The organism is Streptococcus cristatus (assembly GCF_003943535.1).
GTDB lineage: Bacteria > Bacillota > Bacilli > Lactobacillales > Streptococcaceae > Streptococcus > Streptococcus cristatus_L.
Window position 1 is genome coordinate 277,598 of record NZ_RJPU01000001.1, and the last position, 20,530, is coordinate 298,127.

Genomic DNA, 20,530 nt, shown 5'->3' on the forward strand with positions numbered 1-20,530 from the left:
TCTCCAAAGCAAAAGAAAACCAGCTGATTTTCAGCTGGTTTTACAATTAGGAAAGAGGCTTAGCTAAGTGCATCATCCATAGAAAGAACTTCGTGGAAGACACGTTGTGTCAATTCAGTTTTTTGTTCTGGAGTGAGGTATTTAGTGTTTACACAGTATCCAGAGATACGTACGATAACATCTTCGCCAGACATAATCTTGTCGTAAACATCTTGCAAGTCCATAACGTTCAAGTTAACGTGTTGTCCACCATTTTCAAAGTAACCATCAAGGATTGTTACCAAGTTATCAACTTGTTCGTCACGAGTCTTACCAAGAGCGCGTGGTGAAACTTGAGTTGTCAATGAGATACCGTCAGCTGCGTAGCCAAAGTCAAGGCTAGCAAGTGAGTTCAAGTTTTGCAACCAGCCACCTTTAGCTTTGTTAGATGGGTTAGCACCTGGTGAGAAGAATTCAAGTTTAGACAAGTTCACAGAACCATCTTCGTTGAGGTATACACCTTTGTGGACTGGTGAGTTACCAGTTTGTTTAGAGTAAGCAACGTTAGATGTGATTGTCAAAAGTGATACAGTAGCTTCTGCGTCTTTGTAAAGTTTGTGGCTACGTAGACGAGTTGTGTAAGCTTCGATCAACCATTCTGCCAATTCGTTTGAACGTGGGTCATCTTCACCCCAACGTGGGTATTCACCGATTGTTTCGTAATCGTAGATGTAGCCATTTTCGTCACGGAGTGGTTTAACTGTAGCGTACTTGATAGCTGACAATGTGTCAACAGTGTTAGCGAATCCGCAGATACCGAATCCCATGTTAGCACGTTGTTTAGTTGGCAAGAAGGCCATTTGAACAGCTTCGTAGTTGTATTTGTCAGTCATGTAGTGGATGATGTTCAAAGCATCTACATAAGTGTCAGTCAACCAGTCAAGAGATTTTTCAAAGTTCGCTTTAACTGATTCAAATTCAAGAACTTCGTCACGGATAGGATCGATGTCAAATACTTTGTAGTCTTTATGCACATCATCGTAACCACCGTTCAAACCAGTAAGAAGGGCTTTAAGAACGTTTACACGAGCACCGAAGTACTGGATGTTGTGACGTTGTTCTTCGTTTTCTGGGTCAAGTGGTGACACACAGCATGAGATACAGCTCATTTCACCATATCCGTCTTTAGCCATTGTTGTTACACCTTCGTATTGGATAGAAGAGTGTTTGTGGCTCATGTGCATACAGTAGCGACGGAATGAGTATGGAAGTTTGTCAGTCCAGAGAACTGTCAAGTTTGGCTCTGGAGAGTTACCGATGTTGTCAAGAGTGTTCAAGAAACGGTAGTCCATCTTCGTAACACGGTGACGACCGTCGTTACCCATACCAGCCATAGAAGTTGTGATGAAGGTTGGGTCACCTGAATACAATTGGTCATAAGCTTTTGTACGAGCAAATTTAACTGTACGAAGTTTCATAACGAAATCATCAACAAATTCTTGGATTTCTGATTCAGTAAATGTACCACGAGCAAGGTCACGTTCTGCAAAGATATCCAATACGATTGGCACACGTCCTAGAGATGTAGCAGCACCGTTGATAACACGGCAGACAGCCATAAAGGCGATGTTAACCCATTGGATTGCTTCTTTAACGTTCATCGCTGGTTTGCGAACGTCAACACCGTAAAGATCACCCAAGCGAACAACTTGTTGCAAAGCTTGGTATTGAAGGTTTACTTCTTCACGAAGACGGATTGTTTCTTCGTCGATTTCTTTGATTGCATTCCAGTCGTTGACTTTTTCTTGCATCAAGTAGTCTGCACCGTAAAGAGCAAGACGTGCGTAAACACCGATGATACGTCCACGTGAGTAGGCATCTGGAAGACCAGTTACAGTGTGAGCGTGACGAGCGCGGCGGATGTTAGAAGTATAAGCACGGAAAATACCGTCGTTAACAGTTGTCACATATTTTGTGAAAATTTCGTGAACAGCTGGATCAGGTTCATAACCATTTTCCTTCAAAGTTGTTTCAGCCATACGGATACCACCTTTTGGCATGAAGTTCAATTTGAAGAGTTCATCGTTTTGAATACCGTAAATTAGTTCGTTATCTCTGTCGATATAACCAGCAGGGATATCTGCAATAGATGTTGGACGAGTGTCCATTGGGAAACGAGTTTCTTCGTAGTGAGCTTTTGTTTCTTCTACGATTTTCTTGATGTGGAGTGAGCGCTCAGTAGGACCTGCCAAGAAGCTTTCATCTCCATCATAAGGTGTGTAGTTGGCTTGAACGAAGCGAGAAACACTTGCTTTCTCTTTCCAGTCTTCACCTTTGAAGCCTTCCCAAGCTTTGTCAAAAATGTCTTGAGCTTCCACAACTGTTTTAACAACCATTAGATTTTCCTCTTTATTCTAGCAACATAAACTGTTACATTTATAATTAAAGTATATCATAAGGTAATCGGTTTCACAAACGAATTTCGGTGCTAAAAGAGGCTTTCTTTTATAATACAGATTGATATTTTATCGTAAACTGTTTTATAATTTTGAAAATGGTAAATGAAAATAGTAGAAAGAAGCTGATAAGTTGAATTATTTTGTACTTGCTTTGAACGTTACTATGTAGAAATTTGTCCAATACTGAAATTCCTATTTTAATACTTTGTCTATTCACCTCAGAAAGTGTCTCACATTTTCCGGTCTTGCTTTTGAGCAAAAATCCTTTGAAACTTGCTTTAAAAATGATAAAATTTGCTAAAGAGCTATTCTAACTTATAGGAGACGGCATGCTAATTTTTCCGCTAATCAATGACACATCGCGAAAGATCATTCATATTGATATGGATGCTTTTTTCGCTTCGGTGGAAGAGCGGGATAATCCTAAGTTAAAGGGGCATCCAGTCATCATCGGCAGCGACCCACGCTTGACAGGCGGTCGTGGTGTCGTCTCCACCTGCAATTATGAGGCCAGAAAGTTCGGAGTTCATTCGGCTATGAGCTCTAAGGAAGCCTATGAGCGCTGCCCGCAGGGGATTTTTATCTCTGGGAATTACGAAAAATATCAGGCGGTCGGATTGCAGATCCGAGAAATTTTCAAGCGCTATACGGACTTGATTGAGCCAATGAGCATCGACGAGGCTTATCTGGATGTAACGGAAAACAAGCTTTGGATTAAATCCGCAGTCAAAATAGCCAAGTTGATTCAGCACGATATCTGGAATGAGCTGCAACTGACGGCTTCGGCAGGCGTTTCTTATAATAAGTTTCTAGCCAAGATTGCCAGTGACTATGAGAAGCCTCATGGTCTGACTGTTATTCTGCCTGACGAGGCAGAGGCCTTTCTGGCACCTATGGACATTGCCAAGTTTCATGGAATTGGTAAGAAGAGTGTTGAAAAACTGCATGAAATGGGAGTTTATACTGGTGCAGATCTACTCAAGATACCAGAAATGACTTTAATAGATAAGTTTGGTCGCTTTGGTTTTGATCTCTACCGGAAAGCGCGTGGCATCAGTAATAGTCCAGTCAAATCCAATCGTATTCGTAAGTCGATCGGGAAGGAGCGGACCTATGCCAAACTGCTCCATGGCGAGGAGGATATAAAAAAAGAACTATCTCGTTTGGCAGCTAAGGTCGCTCTCAGCTTAGAGAAACACCAGAAAGCCGGCAAGACGGTTGTCCTCAAAATCCGCTATGCTGACTTTTCAACTCTAACCAAGAGGAGGACCTTAGAGCAAGAAACGAGGGAAGTTGAAGTGATTGAGCGAGTCGGCCATGAAATCTACGACAGTCTGGAAGAGCAGCCTCGAGGCGTTCGTTTGTTAGGACTGACAGTGACGGGGTTTGGATAAGATAGAAAAGAGTCTGGGACACAACTATCTCAGACTCTATTGTTTTAAAGGGGAATATTTGATAAGGCACTCTTGGTCGAATCTGAGTAAAGAAGGAACTTGTGAGGCTTTCTTAGTAAGGTTCTGTGACAGCATAAAAAGTAAAACCTATTGGATTCGGTTTCCATTTAATTGCCATCGCCAAAAATACTGTGAATATCTTCTTCCCTTATCCCAATCATAGGGTCAATTTTCTGTAAGTTTTCCTCTGTTAGGGTATAGTTTTCCACAGTCGGTTCGCTGTTATACACAGGATTGTGGATAATTTCTTGAAGGGATTCTACATCTCCAAAACGTTCAATCAGATAGGTTTTGCGGGCTGTTCCAGTATTTTTTACGGCGTAGTCAAAGGCCGACTTTTCCCCAAGTAGGATCAGTTTGCTCTTGGCTCGGGTGATAGCTGTGTAGACCAGATTGCGCTGGAGCATGCGGTGGCTGCTTCGGGTAATGGGAAGGATGACCACGGGAAACTCGCTGCCTTGAGACTTATGGATACTCATGGCATAGGCTAGGCGGATTTTGTACCACTCGCTGCGCTGGTAGCTAATTTCATTGCCGTCAAAGTTGATGGTTAATTCGTCCTGCTTGGACTCGGTGTACTTAGCTGGCAGCAGGTCGACGATGTAGCCCAAGTCACCGTTAAAGACATTGCTTTCAGCATCATTGACGAGGTGGATGATCCGGTCTCCTTGTCGATATTGGCAGTCGGGTGCTTCAAAGGTCAGCTGGTCTTTTTCCACAGGATTGATGAGATTTTGCATGAGGTTGTTTATCTGGTCAATACCGGCCTGTCCACGGTACATTGGAGCTAGCACTTGCACATCTTGAGCAGGAATGCCGCTGCGAATAGCTGCGCTGGCAATTCGTTCAATCATGGGCGGGATGTGTTCATTTCGAGCTTCGAAATAGGAACGATCCGCTTTTTTCTCAGTAAAATCTTCTGGCAGTAGTCCCTTTTGGATCTGACTAGCCAGAGTGACAATGGTCGAATCTTGGCTCTGACGGTAAATTTTTTCCAGCTTGGTTTGGGGGATACTAGGTATTTGCAGTAGGTCAGCTAATACCTGCCCAGGACTGACAGAGGGTAACTGCTCTGCATCGCCCACCAAAAGCAGTTTGGTATTGGAGGAGATATTACTGAGGAGCTGATTGGCCAGCCAAGTGTCCACCATGGAGAACTCATCAACAATGATAAAATCAGCATCCAGATAATCATCCAAATGACTGGTATCATCATCTCCAGTCATACCGAGATGTCGGTGGATCGTAGCGCTGGGTAGTCCAGTCAGTTCGTTCATACGGCGAGCAGCTCGACCAGTCGGAGCAGCAAGGAGAATGGGCAAATCGGCCTTCTTTTTCAAATCCAAGTCTCGAAGCTGGCTATAGACGGAAATGATACCATTGATGACGGTTGTTTTTCCTGTTCCTGGTCCACCCGTCAGGATAAAGACTTTTTGTGTGATAGCGTCGAAAATGGCCTGCTTCTGAATCTGATCATAGTGGATGCCTAGGTCATCTTCAGCTTGGCTGATGGCATCGAGGATTTTCTCTTCTTCAAAGCGGTCTTGATGGCCTTTTTCCAAGAGGCGGACCAGATTGCTGCGGATGCCTTCCTCGGCAAAGAAGAGGCTGTTTTCAAAAATCTTAGTCTCAACATTTTGGACTTTGTCTTCTTCAATCAGGTGAGCCAATTCATCGGCTACCAGACTAGGGTCTAGCTCTACTTGGCGCGAACTTTCCAGAAGCTCAATCGTATGAGCCAATAGGTCTCTAGCCTCCAAATAGGTGTCGCCAGTTTCCATGGACTGGGTCAGAAGGGTATGAAGCAAGCCAGCTCGAAAACGCTCAGGAGCATCACTTTCAATTCCCAACTGCTGGGCCAGCTGATCGGCGATTTTAAAGCCGATACCTTGGATATCTTCAACCAGTTGGTAGGGATACTGCTCGACGATTTCCAGCGTTTCTTCCTTGTAAGTTTCTTGGATTTGAAAGGCTAGTTTGTTGGGAATGCCGTAGGCGGCCAGTTTAGCTAAGACCAGCTCTGTTCCATAGTTGAGTTGCAGTTTGGCCACAAAGGCTTCTCGGTTCTTGGCAGAAAGGCCACCGATTTCTTTAAGTTTTTCTGGCTCAGCTAAAATCTTGTCAATGGTTTCGTCCCCATAGAGTTCCACGATTTTTTGAGCTGTCTTGACCCCGATGCCTTTAAAGTGGTCACTGGAAAAATATTTAACCAGCCCCTTGCTAGTCGGTTTTGCCCTCTCGTAGCGGGAAATTTTTAGCTGCTGTCCGTACTTTGGATGTTGGACTAGGTTGCCCCAAAATGTATAATCCTCGCCTTCGATAATATCGGCCATGGTTCCGGTCACGATAATCTCAAAATCATCAAAATCTTCACAATCCGTGTCTTGGATATCCAAGAGGAGGATTCGAAAGAAATTGCTGGGATTTTCAAAAATGATGCGCTCAATAGTGCCTGAAAAATAAAATTCTGTCATTGTTTATATATGCTCTTTAAAAAGCAAACCCAGCTGAGTAGTCAACTGAGTTTGGAGGAGGTATACTCTTAAGTATTAGTAAGTCTTGAAAGGTAGGATTGGCCAGATACGGAATTTAGCTTCGCCTTGAATCTGACTGGATTTAAAGGCACCGACCTGCCGGCTATCCTTGGACACGATGCGATCGTCACCTAAAAGCAGGTACTCATCATCTAGGAGTTTGATGGTAAAGACGGGGCTACCTTCCTTGTCCACGGTAAAGGCTTGGGCTTGAGAGGCTAGCTTGCGGAAGAAAGTTCCGTTGTCCGTGTAATCCTTGCCTACATAAGTAGATTGGAGCTTGTCCTTTTTGAATTTCTGGATGTATTCTGTTAAGTAAGATTCATCAGTTTTTTTACCATTGATATAAAGGGTGTCGTTTTCGTACTGAATGGTATCGCCCGGAAGGCCAATCACTCTCTTGACGACTTCTTTCTTTTTGCCGTCGTCATCCTTTTCAGAGGCTACAACAATATCGAAACGATCAATGGACTGGTGTTTCAAAACCATCAGATACTCCCCATTTGCTAAGGTTGGGTCCATAGAGTGGCCGTCTACCTTGACAGGTGCCCAGAGTAGCCAGCGAGTGAGTAAGATAACAGAGATAATCAGGGTAAAGACTCCCCACTCCTTGAGGAAGGCACGGAAGTCAAAGCGTTTGTTTTTCATAGTCTACCTTTCTAAGAGCTTTTTAGCTTTTTCTGTATTTTTAAAATGAAGTTTAGCGGTATGCTGGAGGCCAGTCATTCCATAGGCTTGGAGGATCTGGCAAGCAACTTGATCGCTCTTGCTCCCAGCCCCGCTCGGAAGGGTATAGCCAAGCTCATGGCTCAGATTTTCCAGATTTTCCAGAAAGAGATCGCGAGCGATAATGGAGCTAACGGCGACAGCTAGAAACTTCCCTTCAGCCTTTTCAATGAGGCTAACGGGATTTGGGAAATGATTCTTTTCCTTTTGCAGGTATTTGTTATAATTTTGCTGACTGGTAAAGGCATCGATGACGATTTTTTCTGGTGTCAGACCTTTTTGTAACAGCAGATAAATGGCTTGATTGTGAAGGGCCACCTTGACAGATACGGCATTGTAACCAGAGGCAATCACTTCGTTATATTTTTCTGGAGACAAGAGCAGGGCTTGATGTTGGATTTCCTTTTTCAAAATCGGCGCCAGCTGTCGAATCTTAAGGTCGGTCAAGGCTTTTGAATCGCCCACGCCTAACTTGCGCAAGAAAGCGTGCTGTTCTGGACTGACAAAGGAAGCAACAACTGCTAAACCACCAAAGTAAGAGCCATTTCCGACCTCATCAGTACCGATAAGGGAAATGTTCTGAGAGGTCTTGCTTGTTTCTTCGGCTTGATGGCCGAAAAAAGCAGCATAGTGACCAGCTTTTTCTCCTTGGAAAAGAACCTTGCCAGAAGTATAGATACTGACAGTTGCCTGGTTCAATTTCAGTAGATATTGGATATACTGATTTTTACTAGGCACAAGCTTGTCTTGATATTTCTGGACAAAAGCCTCAATTTCTGCTCGTTTAGGACTCAAAGTAATACTTTCCATAGCCCCTATTGTACCACAAAATGAAACTAGGGAAAATGGGAAAAATAGGATATTTAAAAGATTATGAAAAAATTACACATTTTTCTTCTCAACATGACATCAATGTCATGTTGAACCACATATGGTTGTTGTATAATATAGGTGTTGAGTCAATGTTTGAAAAAAAACTGACCGCAAACAATATATTAACAAGGTTAAGAAGGCCTTGTAAAAAAGGAGAACACATATGGAAAACTTTGCTATGATGGACAACCAATTTGCTGCGTTGACTGAAGAAGAAATGATGATGATCGACGGTGGATGGGCATTCTACGGTATCCCTGTTGACATTTTCACAGTATCATTGGCTATTTTGGGTGGCTCATTGGTTTCAGGCTTCTTAGTAGGACTTTTCAGCTAATTTAATATTTTAAATAGAAGAAGGTGAATTTCATGAACAAAGATTTTAAATCATTGGATCAAAAATTTATGCCACTTACTGAAGCTGAATTGGTTGAAGTAGAAGGTGGATGGGTCGGTGGTGACCTTGTACGTGCCGTATTTGATATCGGTCGTGAAGTTGGTCGCACTATACGTGGACTTGCTATTCGTGCATATGGTCGTATTCGTTCTAGAATTGGATCACGTTCTGGCTCTAGCAACGGTGGTGGCGCTAACAACGGTGGTGCTGCAAGTCCAGACGTTTTTAACTAATATTTTGTGTTTCGACATAGAGCCTCTTGTTCGTCTTGATTGGGACAAGAGGTTTTTTAGTGTAAAAGTTACATTATGTCTGTTTTTTAAGTAATTTTGTACTTATACAGAGTAAAACGACTGATACCATTGGAAAAATACGCCACATTAGTGTATGATAGAGATATCTATTTTTTGCTTGTTATGAAAGTTCTTCTCCCTAATTTATACTTGTTTTTTGTTGAAGAGAACCGTTATGGATAAAGTTGACAAGCAGTTTTTGTTGAATAGTATGTTTACTAATTAGGAGTTTTTATGCGAGGGTTGTTCTCCATAAAAGCAAATTTACACTTTTGTGAATAAAGGAGTTTGTATGAGATTTACAAAGCGTCATTATAGGGCTCAAGTTGACGCGAGAGATTGTGGTGTAGCAGCGCTAGCCATGATATATGGTTATTATGGTTCCTATTATTCTTTGGCTAGTTTGCGTGAAATGGCCAAGACAACTTTAAGAGGAACAACTGCTTTTGGGCTAGTGAAGGTTTCGGAAGAGTTAGGTTTTGAAACACGAGCCTTTAAAGCGGATATGTCTTTATTTGACATGAAGGGCATTGTTTATCCTTTTATCGCCCATGTTATCAAAGACAAGAAATTGCTTCACTATTATGTTGTGACTGGGCACGATAAACATTCGGTTTATATTGCGGATCCAGATCCGGCTGTTAAAATGACCAAACTTTCTAAGGAACAGTTTGCGCAAGAGTGGACAGGTGTCTCTATTTTCATCGCCCCAGCGCCAGAATATAGACCACACAAGGAAAAGAAAAACGGTCTCTGGTCTTTTGTTCCAATTTTAATGAAACAAAAGGGACTGATTGCCAATATCGTTATCGCAACGATGCTGGTGACGATTATCAATATCGTGGGCTCTTACTACATGCAGGGGATTATTGATACTTACGTACCGAATCAGATGAGGAATACCTTAGGAATTATTTCTCTCGGTCTAATAGTCGTCTACATTTTGCAACAGGTCCTAACTTATGCTCAGAGCTATCTGCTTCTCATTTTGGGACAACGCCTTTCGATTGATGTGATTTTGTCCTATATTAAGCATGTCTTTCATCTACCCATGTCTTTTTTTGCGACAAGAAGGACAGGGGAAATCGTATCGCGCTTCAACGATGCCAATAGTATCATTGATGCTTTGGCCAGTACCATTCTGTCCATCTTTTTGGATGTCTCTATCGTTGTCGTTATGGCAATTGTTTTGTTCTCGCAAAACTTTTACTTGTTCTTTATCAGTTTGCTCTCGCTGCCGATCTATATCGTCGTGATTTTTGCTTTCATGAAGCCATTTGAAAAAATGAATCGCGATACGATGGAATCTAATGCCATTTTGTCTTCTTCTATTATCGAAGATATCAATGGTATTGAGACGATCAAATCCTTGACAAGTGAAGATTTCCGCTATCAAAAGATTGATAGAGAATTTGTTGACTATCTGAAGAAATCATTTGCCTATAGTCGGATGGAGAATATCCAAATCGGTTTGAAGAAGACCGCTCAGCTCTTACTGAATGTTGCAATCCTTTGGATGGGAGCCCTTTTGGTAATGGACAATAAAATGACCTTGGGGCAGCTGATTACTTATAATACTTTGTTGGTTTATTTCACAAATCCGCTGGAAAATATTATCAACCTACAAACCAAGCTTCAGACAGCACAAGTTGCCAATAATCGCTTGAACGAGGTCTATTTGGTTGACTCTGAATTTATGGATAAAAAAGCGATCCGTGATTTGAGCATGACCAAGGGCGACATTGAGTTGAGAAATGTCAGCTACAAGTATGGCTATGGACGAAATGTTCTGTCGGATATTAATTTGACCATTGAAAGAGGCAGCAAGGTGGCCTTTGTAGGAATTTCTGGTTCTGGAAAGACGACTCTTGCCAAGATGATCGTGAACTTTTACGATCCAAACGAGGGAGAAATTCTGGTTAATAATATCAACCTCAATCAGATTGACAAGCATGTCTTGCGCCGTCATATCAATTACTTGCCGCAACAGCCTTATGTCTTTAATGGTACCATCTTGGAGAATGTTCTCCTAGGTGCCAAGCCCGGAACTACTCAGAAAGAAATCATTCGGGCGTTGGAAATTGCGGAAATTCGTGAAGATATTGAACGGATGCCTTTGAATTACCAAACAGAATTGACATCGGATGGTTCAGGAATTTCAGGTGGTCAGCGTCAGCGCTTGGCCTTGGCTCGGGCTCTTTTGACCGATGCTCCTGTTTTGATCCTTGATGAGGCGACCAGCAATCTGGATATCTTGACAGAGAAAAAGATTATTGACAACCTTTTGGAGTTGGACAAGACCATCATTTTCATTGCCCATCGATTGACCATTGCGGAGCGATCTGAAAAAGTGGTTGTTCTGGACAAGGGTGAAATCGTGGAGCAAGGAACGCATGAAGAGTTGGTTGCTCAGGATGGCTTCTATGCTCATCTGGTGAATAGTTAGAAAGGAGAAAGAAGATGGAAGAACATTACTTAGAGAGTGCCGAATTTTATAACCGTAGATATTCTAGCTTTTCTGTGCGCGTGATTTTACCGACTTTCTTCTTGTTGATTTTTGTGGTCTTATTCTCCCTCTTTGCTAAAAAAGAAATCACTATTACTTCAGGTGCTTCTATTGAACCTAGCAAGATTCTGGCTAACATCCAATCAACCAGTAACAATGCTATTGTCACGAATAACTTGAAGGAAAACAAGGTTGTTAAAAAGGGGGATCTTTTAGTTCAGTATAAGTCTGATAGCGAAAATACTCAAAAAGAAACCTTCTCCTCTCAAGTAGAAAGCTTGAAGGAGCAAAAACGTCAGTTGGAGCTGCTGCAAGAAAGTCTGAAGACAGGGACTAGCCAGTTTTCAGGAGAGGATCGCTTCGGCTATGAGCAAGCATTTAATGATTATAAGAACCAAGCTGCGAGTATCCGTAGTAATACCGAGCAGCAAAATTCGACCATTGCTTCTCAAAACTCAGCAGCTAGTAATTCACAGGCAGAGCTGGGGAATTTGATCAATGAAACCAATGCTAAATTGGCGGATTATCAAACGCTTAGAAATGCCATCCAAAATGGGACAAGTGTCCCTTCGACCAATGCTGGTTATAGCATTTATCAGGCTTATGAGGCGCAAGCCGCTGCTGATAGTCAAGGTCAGCTAAAGAGCCAAGTTCTGTCGCAGATTGACAACCAGATTTCGCAGTTTGAATCAGCTCTTTCGGGTTATCGGGTGCAGTATGCAGGTTCCGGTGCTCAGCAAGCCTATTCTGGAAGTTTGGATAGCCAGCTTGAATCCTTGAAAGCTCAACAATTAACTAAAGTTGGTCAAGAGTTGACGGCTTTGAATCAAAAGATTTTAGAAGTTGAAAACAATCTCAAGGTGCAAGGCGGTATCACTCAAAAAGGCATGATCACAGCAACTGAAGATGGTATTCTCCACCTAAATCCTGAAACGGCAGGAGCGAATCTGGTTCCCGAAGGGAAGTTACTCGCTCAGTTGTATCCTGTTTTGACCAAGGAAAAAAAGGTCGTTATCACAACCTATGTGACCTCGAAAGATGTAGCTAGTCTGAAAAAAGGTGAGACTTTGCGTTTCACTGCAATGGATGGAAATAATAAAGAATTTGTTCTCAAATCTAAAATTTCAAACATTGACAACAATGCGACGAAAACGGAAAAAGGCAACTTCTTCAAGGTGGAAGCTGAAATAACCTTAACGAATGCCCAAGCTAAGAAGATACGTTACGGTATTGAAGGTCGTGCAGTAGTCATCACAGGAAGCAAAACCTATTTTGACTATTACTTGGATGAATTCTTGAGAAGAGACTAAAGCAAGAATGGTCAATAAGTTTTGATTGAAGTTCTTATCTCGCAAATATGAAAAAACCATGGTTGTGCCATGGTTTTTACGGATTCCTAAAAGATAGAGGAAAAGAGTTTGTTTGTTACCCTTTTGTTGACTAAATGAGGATCCCGTTTTATTTGGCGATTTATCAATAAAAAAATCGAAGCCGAAAGGCTTCTTTTTATACTTGTTTTTTAATGTTTTGTGTGATATTATATTTTAAGAAACATATGTTGCGCAACAATTGTATCTAAAAGGAGTTTTGATGCCACCTAAAAATAAATTTACTCGTGATGAAATTATCCAAGCAGCTCTAGGGATTGTCAGGGAAGACGGTTTAGCTGGTTTGACCGCTCGTTCTCTAGCGGAACGATTACAGTCTAGCCCCAAGGTTATTTTCGGTCAGTTTGAAAATATGGAGGATCTAAGTCATTCGGTTGTTCGGGCGGCTGAGTTCGTTCTGGTTCAATATATTCGTTCGGCTTTGGAGCGAGCCAAGCCTTTCAGAGCAGTTGGCATGGCCTATATCCTTTTTGCCAGTCAGGAACCTCAGCTTTTTAAAATTCTCTATCTAAATCCTCACAAGCACCCCATTGAGTCTTTCAAGGATTTTTTACCTCAGAAAGACCATAGTTATCAGCAGATATTAGAGTCGATTATGGAGGATTATCCCATGTCCATAGAGAGTGCAGAGTTTGTCTATCAGCATTTATTTATCTATTCTCATGGTTTGGCTAGCATGATAGCAGCGGGTATTTATTCTTTTAGTCAGGAGGAAGTGACAGAACGCTTAACGCAAGTATTTACTGCCCTCCTAAAGGAAATGAAAGGAAAGCAAGAATGATTAGATTAAAGGGAATTCGCAAGTCCTACAATGGAAGAGAAGTTTTAAAAGGAATCGACTTGGAGATTGCTGACCGAGATTACTTGGTCATTTTAGGAGCTTCTGGATCTGGAAAGTCAACCTTGCTCAACGTTTTATCAGGCCTAGAAAAACCAGACAGTGGTCATGTATACTACGGTGAGGAAGATCTATCCCAGCTGACAGAAGCTCAATTGACGGCTTTTCGTCGAGCGAAGATTGCCTTTATTTTTCAGCAGTATTTCTTACTTCCAAATCTTACAGTGGAGCAAAATGTCAAAATGGGTGCCAACCTAGCAGGCAATCAAGATTACGTCCGTATTTTAGAGGCTTTAGGTTTAGGTGATAAACTTCAGCATTATCCAAGTCAGCTGTCAGGTGGTGAGCAGCAGCGGGTGGCTATTGCACGAGCCCTAGCTAAAAGACCGAATGTCCTATTTTTGGATGAGCCGACTGGAGCCTTGGACGAAGCAACAGGTCGTCAGATTCTAGACTATATTTTAAGTCTTCAAGAGGAGCTAGGCTTCACTCTAGTCATGGTGACCCACAATGCAAATATTGCTCAGATGGCTAAGACTGTTGTCCATATCAATAGCGGTCAGATTCAAAGCTTAGAGACAAATAGCCAGCCCAAGACGGCCTATGAGATTGGATGGTAAGCTATGTTTTCAATAAAAGATTTGTATAGATTAGTCGTTGTATCAATTATTAGCTTTTGTGCGGTCTTTGTGACCAATCTCTTCCTAAATTTTTATCTGGATATCCGTTTATTAGATCAAACAAATTGGTTGCCTGAGATTCGAGTTGCTTACGATGCTCAAGTTGCGATTTCTTGGTTAATTGCATCAATTAGCGGAGCTGTTTTATCCCTAACATCGATACTCCTTCTCTTCTTTTACATTCGACAATTTATCGACCAGCATAAGCCAGAATTAGGAATTTTAAAGGCTATGGGCTATAAAAATTGGGAAGTTGCTAGAAAGTTTTGGCTTTTTAGTCTTCCAATTGGTTTGGGAACAGGCACAGGCTATTTCTCTTCGTTTATCATGATGCCGCATTTTTATCAGTTGCGTAATCAAAGCGGAGTTTTGCCTGAAATTACCATTCGGCAACATTGGCCCCTCTTCTTGTTTCTTGTTGTCTTGCCGACTCTTGCCTTTGCTGCTTTAGCCGTTCTCTACGCTAGTTATTGTCTACGTTTGCCTGCTCTAGACTTGCTCAAGCGGGTCAGCCCTAGTCAAAAGTCACCAAAAAGGAAAACAGGAAAGAGAATAAGAAAAGACCGTCCCTTTTTAAAAGACCTTTCTGCCAGTCTGCTCTGGTCTAGAAAATTATTAATATTCTTTGTCATTTTCGGTTCGATGTGCTTTTCAGCTATGATTCAGCTATCATTTGGTATGAAAGAATTGACAGATGAGACCATTCAGATCATGATGATGTCAATCGGTACTGTCCTGTCAGTGGCAATCCTCTATCTGTCGCTGGGAGTACTCCTGCAGGAAAATCAAGAAACCCTAGCTATTATGAAGGTTTTTGGTTATAGCAGAAATGAGTGCCATAAGAGTTTGTTTGCTCCCTACCGCTTTCTTGCTTTTTTGGGCTTTGTCTTAGGAACGGGCTATCAATACGGGATTATGCAGCTTTTACTCAGATTGATGGAAAAATCAATAGCTCAGAAAGTTGACTATGATTTTGATTTTGGAGTCTGCCTGATGACTTTGCTAGTCTTTGTCTTAGTCTATGAAAGTTTAATCTATTTATCCAGTAGAAGGATAGATCAACTGACTATTAAGCAGGTCATGTTAGGAGAATAAAAGAGGCTGGGACAAAAGTCCTAGCCTCTCAATTGTCTTTGGAATGTCGAGCAAGACGTAGTGGTTGAGTGGGATCTACTACGCTGATTTCATCAGCTTTTACAGCCCTACTCAACTGTGCGGAGGTGGGACGACGAAATCGAATTCTAACGAATGACCGATTTCTGTCCCACTCTCTTTTTTACTGATGATATGCTGGATGCCTGTCTGGAGGTGCTTGAGGATGTGTGTGATTTCCTTTGGAAAAACTTTATAGTTTTCCAAGTCTGTCAGGGGGATCCAGTAGACTTGTTCTTGGTTATGCTGGTAGTCAAATCGCTTGCCGTGAGGCTTCATCAGGTAATAGAAGCAAATCTCATGACATTCTAGTCCCTTGAGGACGCCGGTTGAGTTTGAAAATAAATTTTCATGAACAAAAGCCAGCTTTTCAATCTCATACTTTTGTCCAGTTTCTTCGAAAACTTCTCGCTGGACAGCTTCTTCGGAGGTCTCTCCAAATCTGACCGCTCCTCCCACTGAATAGAAATAGTCCTCGCTAGGAGAAGACATGACACAGAGGGCTTCCTCCTCAATGATGACTGCAGCAGCCCGATAGCGAAAGCGCTCCTGCCCTTGCCTATAAGAAATATCCTTTGCCATAGTAACCTCCTTGCTTTTTTTAGTTTACTTGATTTAGAGCTTCATGTCAACACTTTCTGTACCCGGACAGTTGTATTCTTTCTCTCTTGCGACAGGCTTTTTTTCCTGTTAAAATAAGGACATGACTCGTTATAAAGCCCTTATTTCCTACGACGGACATGACTTTGCTGGCTTTCAGCGCCAGCCTCATGCTCGGAGCGTTCAGGAAGAAATCGAAAAAACCTTAACTCGTATCAACAAAGGCCAGCCCATTGTCATTCACGGAGCTGGTCGGACCGACAGCGGCGTTCATGCGCTTGGGCAGGTCATTCACTTTGACCTCCCGTCAGCTAGGGATGAAGAAAAGCTACGTTTTGCTTTAGATACCCAGACGCCAGAGGATATTGATGTCATTTCTGTGGAGGAAGTGACGGAAGATTTTCATGCCCGTTACAAGCCGCACAGCAAGACCTATGAGTTTCTGGTGGATATTGGTCGTCCAAAAAATCCGATGATGCGCCACTATGCGACCCATTATCCCTATCCTTTGGAGATTCCTCTAATGGAGCAGGCCATCAAAGCCTTGGAGGGAACGCATGATTTTACGGGCTTTACAGCCTCAGGTACCAGTGTGGAAAATAAGGTTCGCACGATTACAAAGGTTAGTCTGACTTTTGATGCGCAACGCAATTTTCTAGTCTTTACTTTTTCGGGCAATGGCTTTCTCTATAAGCAAATCCGCAACATGGTGGGAACCCTGCTCAAGATTGGAAATAAGCGGATGCCGGTCAACCAAATCGAACGGATTTTAGAAGAAAAAGATCGGCAACTAGCTGGGCCAACTGCAGCACCTAACGGTCTTTATCTAAAGGAGATTATCTATGAAGAATAAGTTGATTTTAGCTCTCTCTGGCAATGACATTTTTAGTGGTGGTGGTCTTCATGCGGACCTGACTACTTATACGGTCCATGGCCTGCATGGTTTTGTAGCGGTGACTTGCTTGACCGCTATGACGGACAAGGGTTTTGAAGTTCTTCCGACCGACGAGCAGGTCTTTGCGCAGCAACTCTCTTCACTCAAAGATGTGCCGTTTTCGGCTATCAAGTTGGGCTTGTTACCAACGGTTGCCATTGCAGATCAGGCTCTGGCCTTCATCAAAATGCAAGTGGGCATACCAGTTGTGCTAGACCCTGTCCTAGTCTGTAAGGAGACCCACGATGTGGAAGTGTCGGCTCTTCGTGATGAATTGATCAAATTTTTCCCTTATACAACCATTATCACGCCCAATCTACCAGAAGCAGAGATCTTGACTCAGTCGGAGATAAGGACTTTGGATGATCTCAAGGCTGCGGCTGTGACCCTCCATGAACTAGGAGCTCAAAATGTCGTAATCAAGGGAGGAAATCGTTTCAGCCAAGATCGGGCCCTTGATTTATTTTACGATGGCAAAAACTTTCAGCTACTGGAAAGCCCTGTTTTACCAAATAATAATACAGGAGCTGGCTGTACTTTCGCTTCTAGCATAGCTAGTCAGCTTTTGGCAGGCCAATCCCCTCTTGAAGCCGTCAACTATTCAAAAGATTTTGTTTACCGCGCCATTCAGCGCTCAGATCAGTATGGAGTTATTCAATATGAAAAATAATCAGACAAGAAAAATTGCTTTGCTGGCTGTCATTACAGCCCTATCCATTGTTTTGGGGAATTTTTTCAAAATCCCTACGCCCACTGGTTTTCTAACCTTGCTAGATGCAGGGATTTACTTTACCGCATTTTATTTTGGTCGTAAGGAAGGGGCCTTGGTTGGTGGCTTGTCCGGTCTCTTGATTGACTTGGTGGCGGGCTATCCTCAGTGGATGGTCTTTAGCCTCATCTGCCATGGTCTTCAAGGCTACTTTGCCGGCTTCACTGGCAAGCAACGTTATATCGGCTTGCTCTTGGCTGGCCTTGCCATGGTCGGCGGCTATGCTCTCTTTGGTAGCATTTTGAGTGGCCCTGGTGCAGCTATCGCAGCGATTTGGGGCAATGTCATGCAAAATATTTTTGGTTTGGTGGTCGGCTATGCCCTTTACAGAGCTTTTCCCCTTGTCTTGAAAAGAACCGTTCAGCCAGAGTAAGTGAGGTCAAAGATGGATTTAGAGAAGCTTGAAAAGGAGACCAGACAGATCGCTACAGATGTCTTGGACAAGGCGGGTTTGGTCAAGGGAAATATTTTTGTCCTAGGTCTATCTTCTAGTGAAGTCATGGGGGGACACATTGGCCAGCATTCCAGTAGGGAAGTCGGTCAGGTCATTGTCAAGACCTTGTTAGATATTCTGCAAGCTCGGGGGATTTACTTGGCCGTTCAAGGTTGCGAGCACCTAAACCGCGCCTTGGTCGTAGAGCGAGAATTGGCAGAAAAGAAAGACTTAGAGATTGTCAATGTCCTACCCAGCCTACATGCAGGCGGGAGTGGCCAGCTAGCGGCTTTTGATTATATCAAAGATCCTGTGGAGGTTGAGTTTATCACAGCCCATGCTGGCTTGGATGTGGGAGATACGTCAATCGGAATGCATGTCAAGCATGTTCAGGTTCCGATTCGCCCTCAACTGCGCAGTTTGGGTCAGGCTCACGTTACAGCCCTTGCCAGTCGTCCCAAGTTAATTGGCGGAGCCAGAGCGTCTTATATCGAAGATAGGATTCGAAAAACCTAGTAGAATAGTAGAAAGAGGCTGGGACAAAAGTCCTAGCCTCTCAATTGTCTTTGGATTGTCGAGCAAGACGCAGTGGTTGAGTGGGCTCTACTACGCTGATTTCATCAGCTTTTACAGCCTTACTCAACTGTGCGGAGGTGGGACGACGAAATCGAATTCTAACGAATTACCGATTTCTGTCCCACTCTCTTTTCCCAAATGGTAGACTTAGCCAGTCGATTCTCGTGCTGGTGAGGGAAATAATCCCACAGTGATAAGAGAATATTGTCTGCTGAGAGCTGGGCAATGGTCAAAAAAGAGTAAAAAGTGGCTAAGATTTCAGCGTATGAAAGGGGAAAAAGGCGAAAAATAAAAGGTGTCGCTTGAAAAAACTGCTACTTATGTTATAATGGATTGTATGCAAAAAATTTGAAGGAGAACTGACAGAATGTCTGTATCATTTGAAAACAAAGAAACAAATCGTGGTGTATTGACTTTTACTATCGGTCAAGACCAAATCAAACCTGCTTTGGATCGTGCTTTTAATGCAGTTAAGAAAAATATTGCTGTACCAGGTTTCCGTAAGGGTCATATTCCTCGTCCAGTCTTCAACCAACGTTTTGGTGAAGAATCACTTTATCAAGATGTCTTGAATGCATTGCTTCCAGCAGCTTATGAAGCAGCTGTAAAAGAAGCTGGTCTTGAAGTGGTTGCACAACCAAAAATTGATGTGACTTCAATGGAAAAAGGTCAAGAATGGGTCATCACTGCTGAAGTTGTGACAAAACCTGAAGTGAAATTGGGTGCTTACAAAGACCTTGAAGTATCTGTAGAAGTTTCTAAGGAAGTTACTGATGCTGAAGTTGATGAGCGCATTGAACGTGAACGCAACAACTTGGCTGAATTGGTTCTGAAAGATGGAGCAGCAGCTGAAGGTGATACAGTTGTCATCGACTTTGTTGGTTCTGTTGACGGTGTTGAATTTGATGGCGGAAAAGGCGATAACTTCTCACTTGGACTTGGTTCAGGTCAATTCATCCCAGGTTTCGAAGACCAATTGGTTGGTCACTCAGCTGGTGAAACAGTAGACGTTGTTGTAACCTTCCCAGAAGACTACCAAGCAGCTGACCTTGCTGGTAAAGAAGCAAAATTCGTTACAACAATCCATGAAGTAAAAGAAAAAGAAGTTCCAGCTCTTGATGATGAACTTGCAAAAGACATCGACGAAGAAGTTGAAACTCTTGCTGAATTGAAAGAAAAATACCGTAAAGAGTTAGCAGAAGCGAAAGAAGCAGCTTACAACGATGCAGTTGAAGCAGCAGCGATCGATCTTGCAGTAGAAAACGCAGAAATCGTTGACCTTCCAGAAGAAATGATTCACGAAGAAGTTCATCGCGCTGTGAACGAATTCCTCGGCAACATGCAACGTCAAGGTATCTCTCCTGATATGTACTTCCAAATCACTGGTACAACTCAAGAAGACCTTCACAAACAATATGAAGCAGATGCTGCAGCACGCACTAAGACGAACCTTGTTGTAGAAGCAGTTGCGAAAGCAGAAGGCTTTGAAGCGAGCGCTGAAGAAGTTGAAGCAGAAATCACTTCATTGGCAACAGACTACAACATGGAAGCAGACCGCGTTCGCCAATTGCTTTCAGAAGAAATGCTTAAACATGATATCGCTGTTAAGAAAGCAGTTGAAGTCATCACAAGCACTGCTAAAGTAAAATAATAGCTTCTAGTCAGCCCTAGTGGGTGACAAATGCAAGCACAAGAGAGAACAATTTGTTCTCTCTTTTTTGATGTTGTAGGGATAGTTTAAAATAGGAACTGTTCAAGAGAGATGTGGGGAATCTAGGCCTCGGCTGGTCACTTTCCCTTAGTTTTTAAGGTAAATGATACTTGAGATAGCCGTTGGCCAAAAGTAAGTATTTGACGAGAGGGGATGTCTCTTGTTTTGAAAATAGCTAGCAGGACTGGCTAGTCAAGCTAGTTTCGAAGTCTCAGATAAGGAATTATT

General features: G+C 42.6%; 18 protein-coding genes. 13 read left to right on the forward strand and 5 right to left on the reverse strand.

Annotation, left to right across the window (positions count from 1 at the left end; genetic code table 11):
* Positions 1–59: 59 nt before the first annotated feature.
* Positions 60–2,375: a formate C-acetyltransferase gene (gene pflB / locus D8790_RS01510; RefSeq protein ID WP_125378941.1), complete on the reverse strand. Its 2,316-nt coding sequence runs from the start codon at positions 2,373–2,375 to the stop codon at positions 60–62.
* A 392-nt stretch (positions 2,376–2,767) separates the two neighbouring features.
* Here pflB and dinB point away from each other — a divergent pair, with 392 nt between their 5' ends.
* Positions 2,768–3,832, forward strand: a complete 1,065-nt coding sequence (dinB, locus tag D8790_RS01515; protein WP_125387331.1) for a DNA polymerase IV — start codon at positions 2,768–2,770, stop codon at positions 3,830–3,832.
* Between the two features lie 167 nt (positions 3,833–3,999).
* On the opposite strand, the gene recD2 is transcribed toward dinB, so the two are convergent.
* From recD2 to rnhC, 3 genes are all read right to left on the reverse strand, one after another.
* The gene (recD2, locus tag D8790_RS01520) at positions 4,000–6,366 is read right to left on the reverse strand and encodes an SF1B family DNA helicase RecD2 (protein WP_125387332.1); all 2,367 of its coding nucleotides are present in this window, start codon (positions 6,364–6,366) and stop codon (positions 4,000–4,002) included.
* A 75-nt stretch (positions 6,367–6,441) separates the two neighbouring features.
* Positions 6,442–7,074, reverse strand: a complete 633-nt coding sequence (gene lepB, locus D8790_RS01525) for a signal peptidase I (RefSeq protein ID WP_062004066.1) — start codon at positions 7,072–7,074, stop codon at positions 6,442–6,444.
* A 3-nt stretch (positions 7,075–7,077) separates the two neighbouring features.
* Positions 7,078–7,962: a ribonuclease HIII gene (gene rnhC / locus D8790_RS01530; RefSeq protein ID WP_125387333.1), complete on the reverse strand. Its 885-nt coding sequence runs from the start codon at positions 7,960–7,962 to the stop codon at positions 7,078–7,080.
* A 226-nt stretch (positions 7,963–8,188) separates the two neighbouring features.
* On the opposite strand from rnhC, the gene D8790_RS01535 reads away from it, so the two are divergent.
* From D8790_RS01535 to D8790_RS01565, 7 genes are all read left to right on the forward strand, one after another.
* Positions 8,189–8,362: a class IIb bacteriocin, lactobin A/cerein 7B family gene (locus D8790_RS01535; RefSeq protein ID WP_005592399.1), complete on the forward strand. Its 174-nt coding sequence runs from the start codon at positions 8,189–8,191 to the stop codon at positions 8,360–8,362.
* Between the two features lie 32 nt (positions 8,363–8,394).
* Positions 8,395–8,655 (forward strand): hypothetical protein, encoded by a 261-nt coding sequence (locus tag D8790_RS01540; RefSeq protein WP_125387334.1) that lies wholly within the window; start codon positions 8,395–8,397, stop codon positions 8,653–8,655.
* A gap of 352 nt (positions 8,656–9,007) precedes the next feature.
* On the forward strand, positions 9,008–11,161 hold the full coding sequence (comA, locus tag D8790_RS01545; RefSeq protein ID WP_005591091.1) for a peptide cleavage/export ABC transporter ComA: 2,154 nt from the start codon (positions 9,008–9,010) through the stop codon (positions 11,159–11,161).
* A gap of 14 nt (positions 11,162–11,175) precedes the next feature.
* Positions 11,176–12,531, forward strand: a complete 1,356-nt coding sequence (locus D8790_RS01550; protein WP_125387335.1) for a bacteriocin secretion accessory protein — start codon at positions 11,176–11,178, stop codon at positions 12,529–12,531.
* Between the two features lie 280 nt (positions 12,532–12,811).
* A complete protein-coding gene (locus tag D8790_RS01555) occupies positions 12,812–13,390 on the forward strand; it encodes a TetR/AcrR family transcriptional regulator (RefSeq protein ID WP_125387336.1) in 579 nt (192 codons plus the stop codon).
* Positions 13,387–14,067 (forward strand): ABC transporter ATP-binding protein, encoded by a 681-nt coding sequence (locus D8790_RS01560; RefSeq protein WP_125387337.1) that lies wholly within the window; start codon positions 13,387–13,389, stop codon positions 14,065–14,067. Before D8790_RS01555 ends, D8790_RS01560 begins: the two co-directional genes overlap by 4 nt.
* Positions 14,068–14,070: 3 nt before the next feature.
* Entirely contained in the window at positions 14,071–15,222 is a 1,152-nt protein-coding gene (locus D8790_RS01565) for an ABC transporter permease (RefSeq protein ID WP_125387338.1), read from the forward strand.
* 111 nt (positions 15,223–15,333) lie between these two features.
* Here the strand turns inward: D8790_RS01565 and D8790_RS01570 are convergent, their stop codons facing one another.
* A complete protein-coding gene (locus tag D8790_RS01570) occupies positions 15,334–15,861 on the reverse strand; it encodes an NUDIX hydrolase (RefSeq protein WP_125387339.1) in 528 nt (175 codons plus the stop codon).
* A gap of 121 nt (positions 15,862–15,982) precedes the next feature.
* Between D8790_RS01570 and truA the strand changes: the two genes are divergently transcribed.
* The 5 genes from truA to tig all read left to right on the forward strand — a co-directional run bounded on the left by truA (position 15,983) and on the right by tig (position 20,242).
* Positions 15,983–16,732, forward strand: a complete 750-nt coding sequence (gene truA, locus D8790_RS01575; RefSeq protein ID WP_125387340.1) for a tRNA pseudouridine(38-40) synthase TruA — start codon at positions 15,983–15,985, stop codon at positions 16,730–16,732.
* A complete protein-coding gene (locus D8790_RS01580) occupies positions 16,722–17,483 on the forward strand; it encodes a bifunctional hydroxymethylpyrimidine kinase/phosphomethylpyrimidine kinase (protein WP_125387341.1) in 762 nt (253 codons plus the stop codon). Before truA ends, D8790_RS01580 begins: the two co-directional genes overlap by 11 nt.
* On the forward strand, positions 17,473–17,955 hold the full coding sequence (locus tag D8790_RS01585) for an ECF transporter S component (RefSeq protein WP_061910637.1): 483 nt from the start codon (positions 17,473–17,475) through the stop codon (positions 17,953–17,955). The genes D8790_RS01580 and D8790_RS01585 overlap by 11 nt, the downstream gene beginning before the upstream one ends.
* A gap of 12 nt (positions 17,956–17,967) precedes the next feature.
* The gene (locus tag D8790_RS01590) at positions 17,968–18,531 is read left to right on the forward strand and encodes a TIGR01440 family protein (RefSeq protein ID WP_125387342.1); all 564 of its coding nucleotides are present in this window, start codon (positions 17,968–17,970) and stop codon (positions 18,529–18,531) included.
* 427 nt (positions 18,532–18,958) lie between these two features.
* Positions 18,959–20,242, forward strand: coding sequence for a trigger factor (gene tig, locus D8790_RS01600; protein WP_048763290.1), 1,284 nt, complete (start codon positions 18,959–18,961; stop codon positions 20,240–20,242).
* The last annotated feature ends 288 nt before the right edge of the window (positions 20,243–20,530 follow it).

Coding starts and splice junctions, on each gene's coding strand:
- pflB (WP_125378941.1), bottom strand. CDS start 2,375: ATGGTTGTTAAAACAGTTGTGGAAGCTCAAGACATTTTTGACAAAGCT.
- dinB (WP_125387331.1), top strand. CDS start 2,768: ATGCTAATTTTTCCGCTAATCAATGACACATCGCGAAAGATCATTCAT.
- recD2 (WP_125387332.1), bottom strand. CDS start 6,366: ATGACAGAATTTTATTTTTCAGGCACTATTGAGCGCATCATTTTTGAA.
- lepB (WP_062004066.1), bottom strand. CDS start 7,074: ATGAAAAACAAACGCTTTGACTTCCGTGCCTTCCTCAAGGAGTGGGGA.
- rnhC (WP_125387333.1), bottom strand. CDS start 7,962: ATGGAAAGTATTACTTTGAGTCCTAAACGAGCAGAAATTGAGGCTTTT.
- D8790_RS01535 (WP_005592399.1), top strand. CDS start 8,189: ATGGAAAACTTTGCTATGATGGACAACCAATTTGCTGCGTTGACTGAA.
- D8790_RS01540 (WP_125387334.1), top strand. CDS start 8,395: ATGAACAAAGATTTTAAATCATTGGATCAAAAATTTATGCCACTTACT.
- comA (WP_005591091.1), top strand. CDS start 9,008: ATGAGATTTACAAAGCGTCATTATAGGGCTCAAGTTGACGCGAGAGAT.
- D8790_RS01550 (WP_125387335.1), top strand. CDS start 11,176: ATGGAAGAACATTACTTAGAGAGTGCCGAATTTTATAACCGTAGATAT.
- D8790_RS01555 (WP_125387336.1), top strand. CDS start 12,812: ATGCCACCTAAAAATAAATTTACTCGTGATGAAATTATCCAAGCAGCT.
- D8790_RS01560 (WP_125387337.1), top strand. CDS start 13,387: ATGATTAGATTAAAGGGAATTCGCAAGTCCTACAATGGAAGAGAAGTT.
- D8790_RS01565 (WP_125387338.1), top strand. CDS start 14,071: ATGTTTTCAATAAAAGATTTGTATAGATTAGTCGTTGTATCAATTATT.
- D8790_RS01570 (WP_125387339.1), bottom strand. CDS start 15,861: ATGGCAAAGGATATTTCTTATAGGCAAGGGCAGGAGCGCTTTCGCTAT.
- truA (WP_125387340.1), top strand. CDS start 15,983: ATGACTCGTTATAAAGCCCTTATTTCCTACGACGGACATGACTTTGCT.
- D8790_RS01580 (WP_125387341.1), top strand. CDS start 16,722: ATGAAGAATAAGTTGATTTTAGCTCTCTCTGGCAATGACATTTTTAGT.
- D8790_RS01585 (WP_061910637.1), top strand. CDS start 17,473: ATGAAAAATAATCAGACAAGAAAAATTGCTTTGCTGGCTGTCATTACA.
- D8790_RS01590 (WP_125387342.1), top strand. CDS start 17,968: ATGGATTTAGAGAAGCTTGAAAAGGAGACCAGACAGATCGCTACAGAT.
- tig (WP_048763290.1), top strand. CDS start 18,959: ATGTCTGTATCATTTGAAAACAAAGAAACAAATCGTGGTGTATTGACT.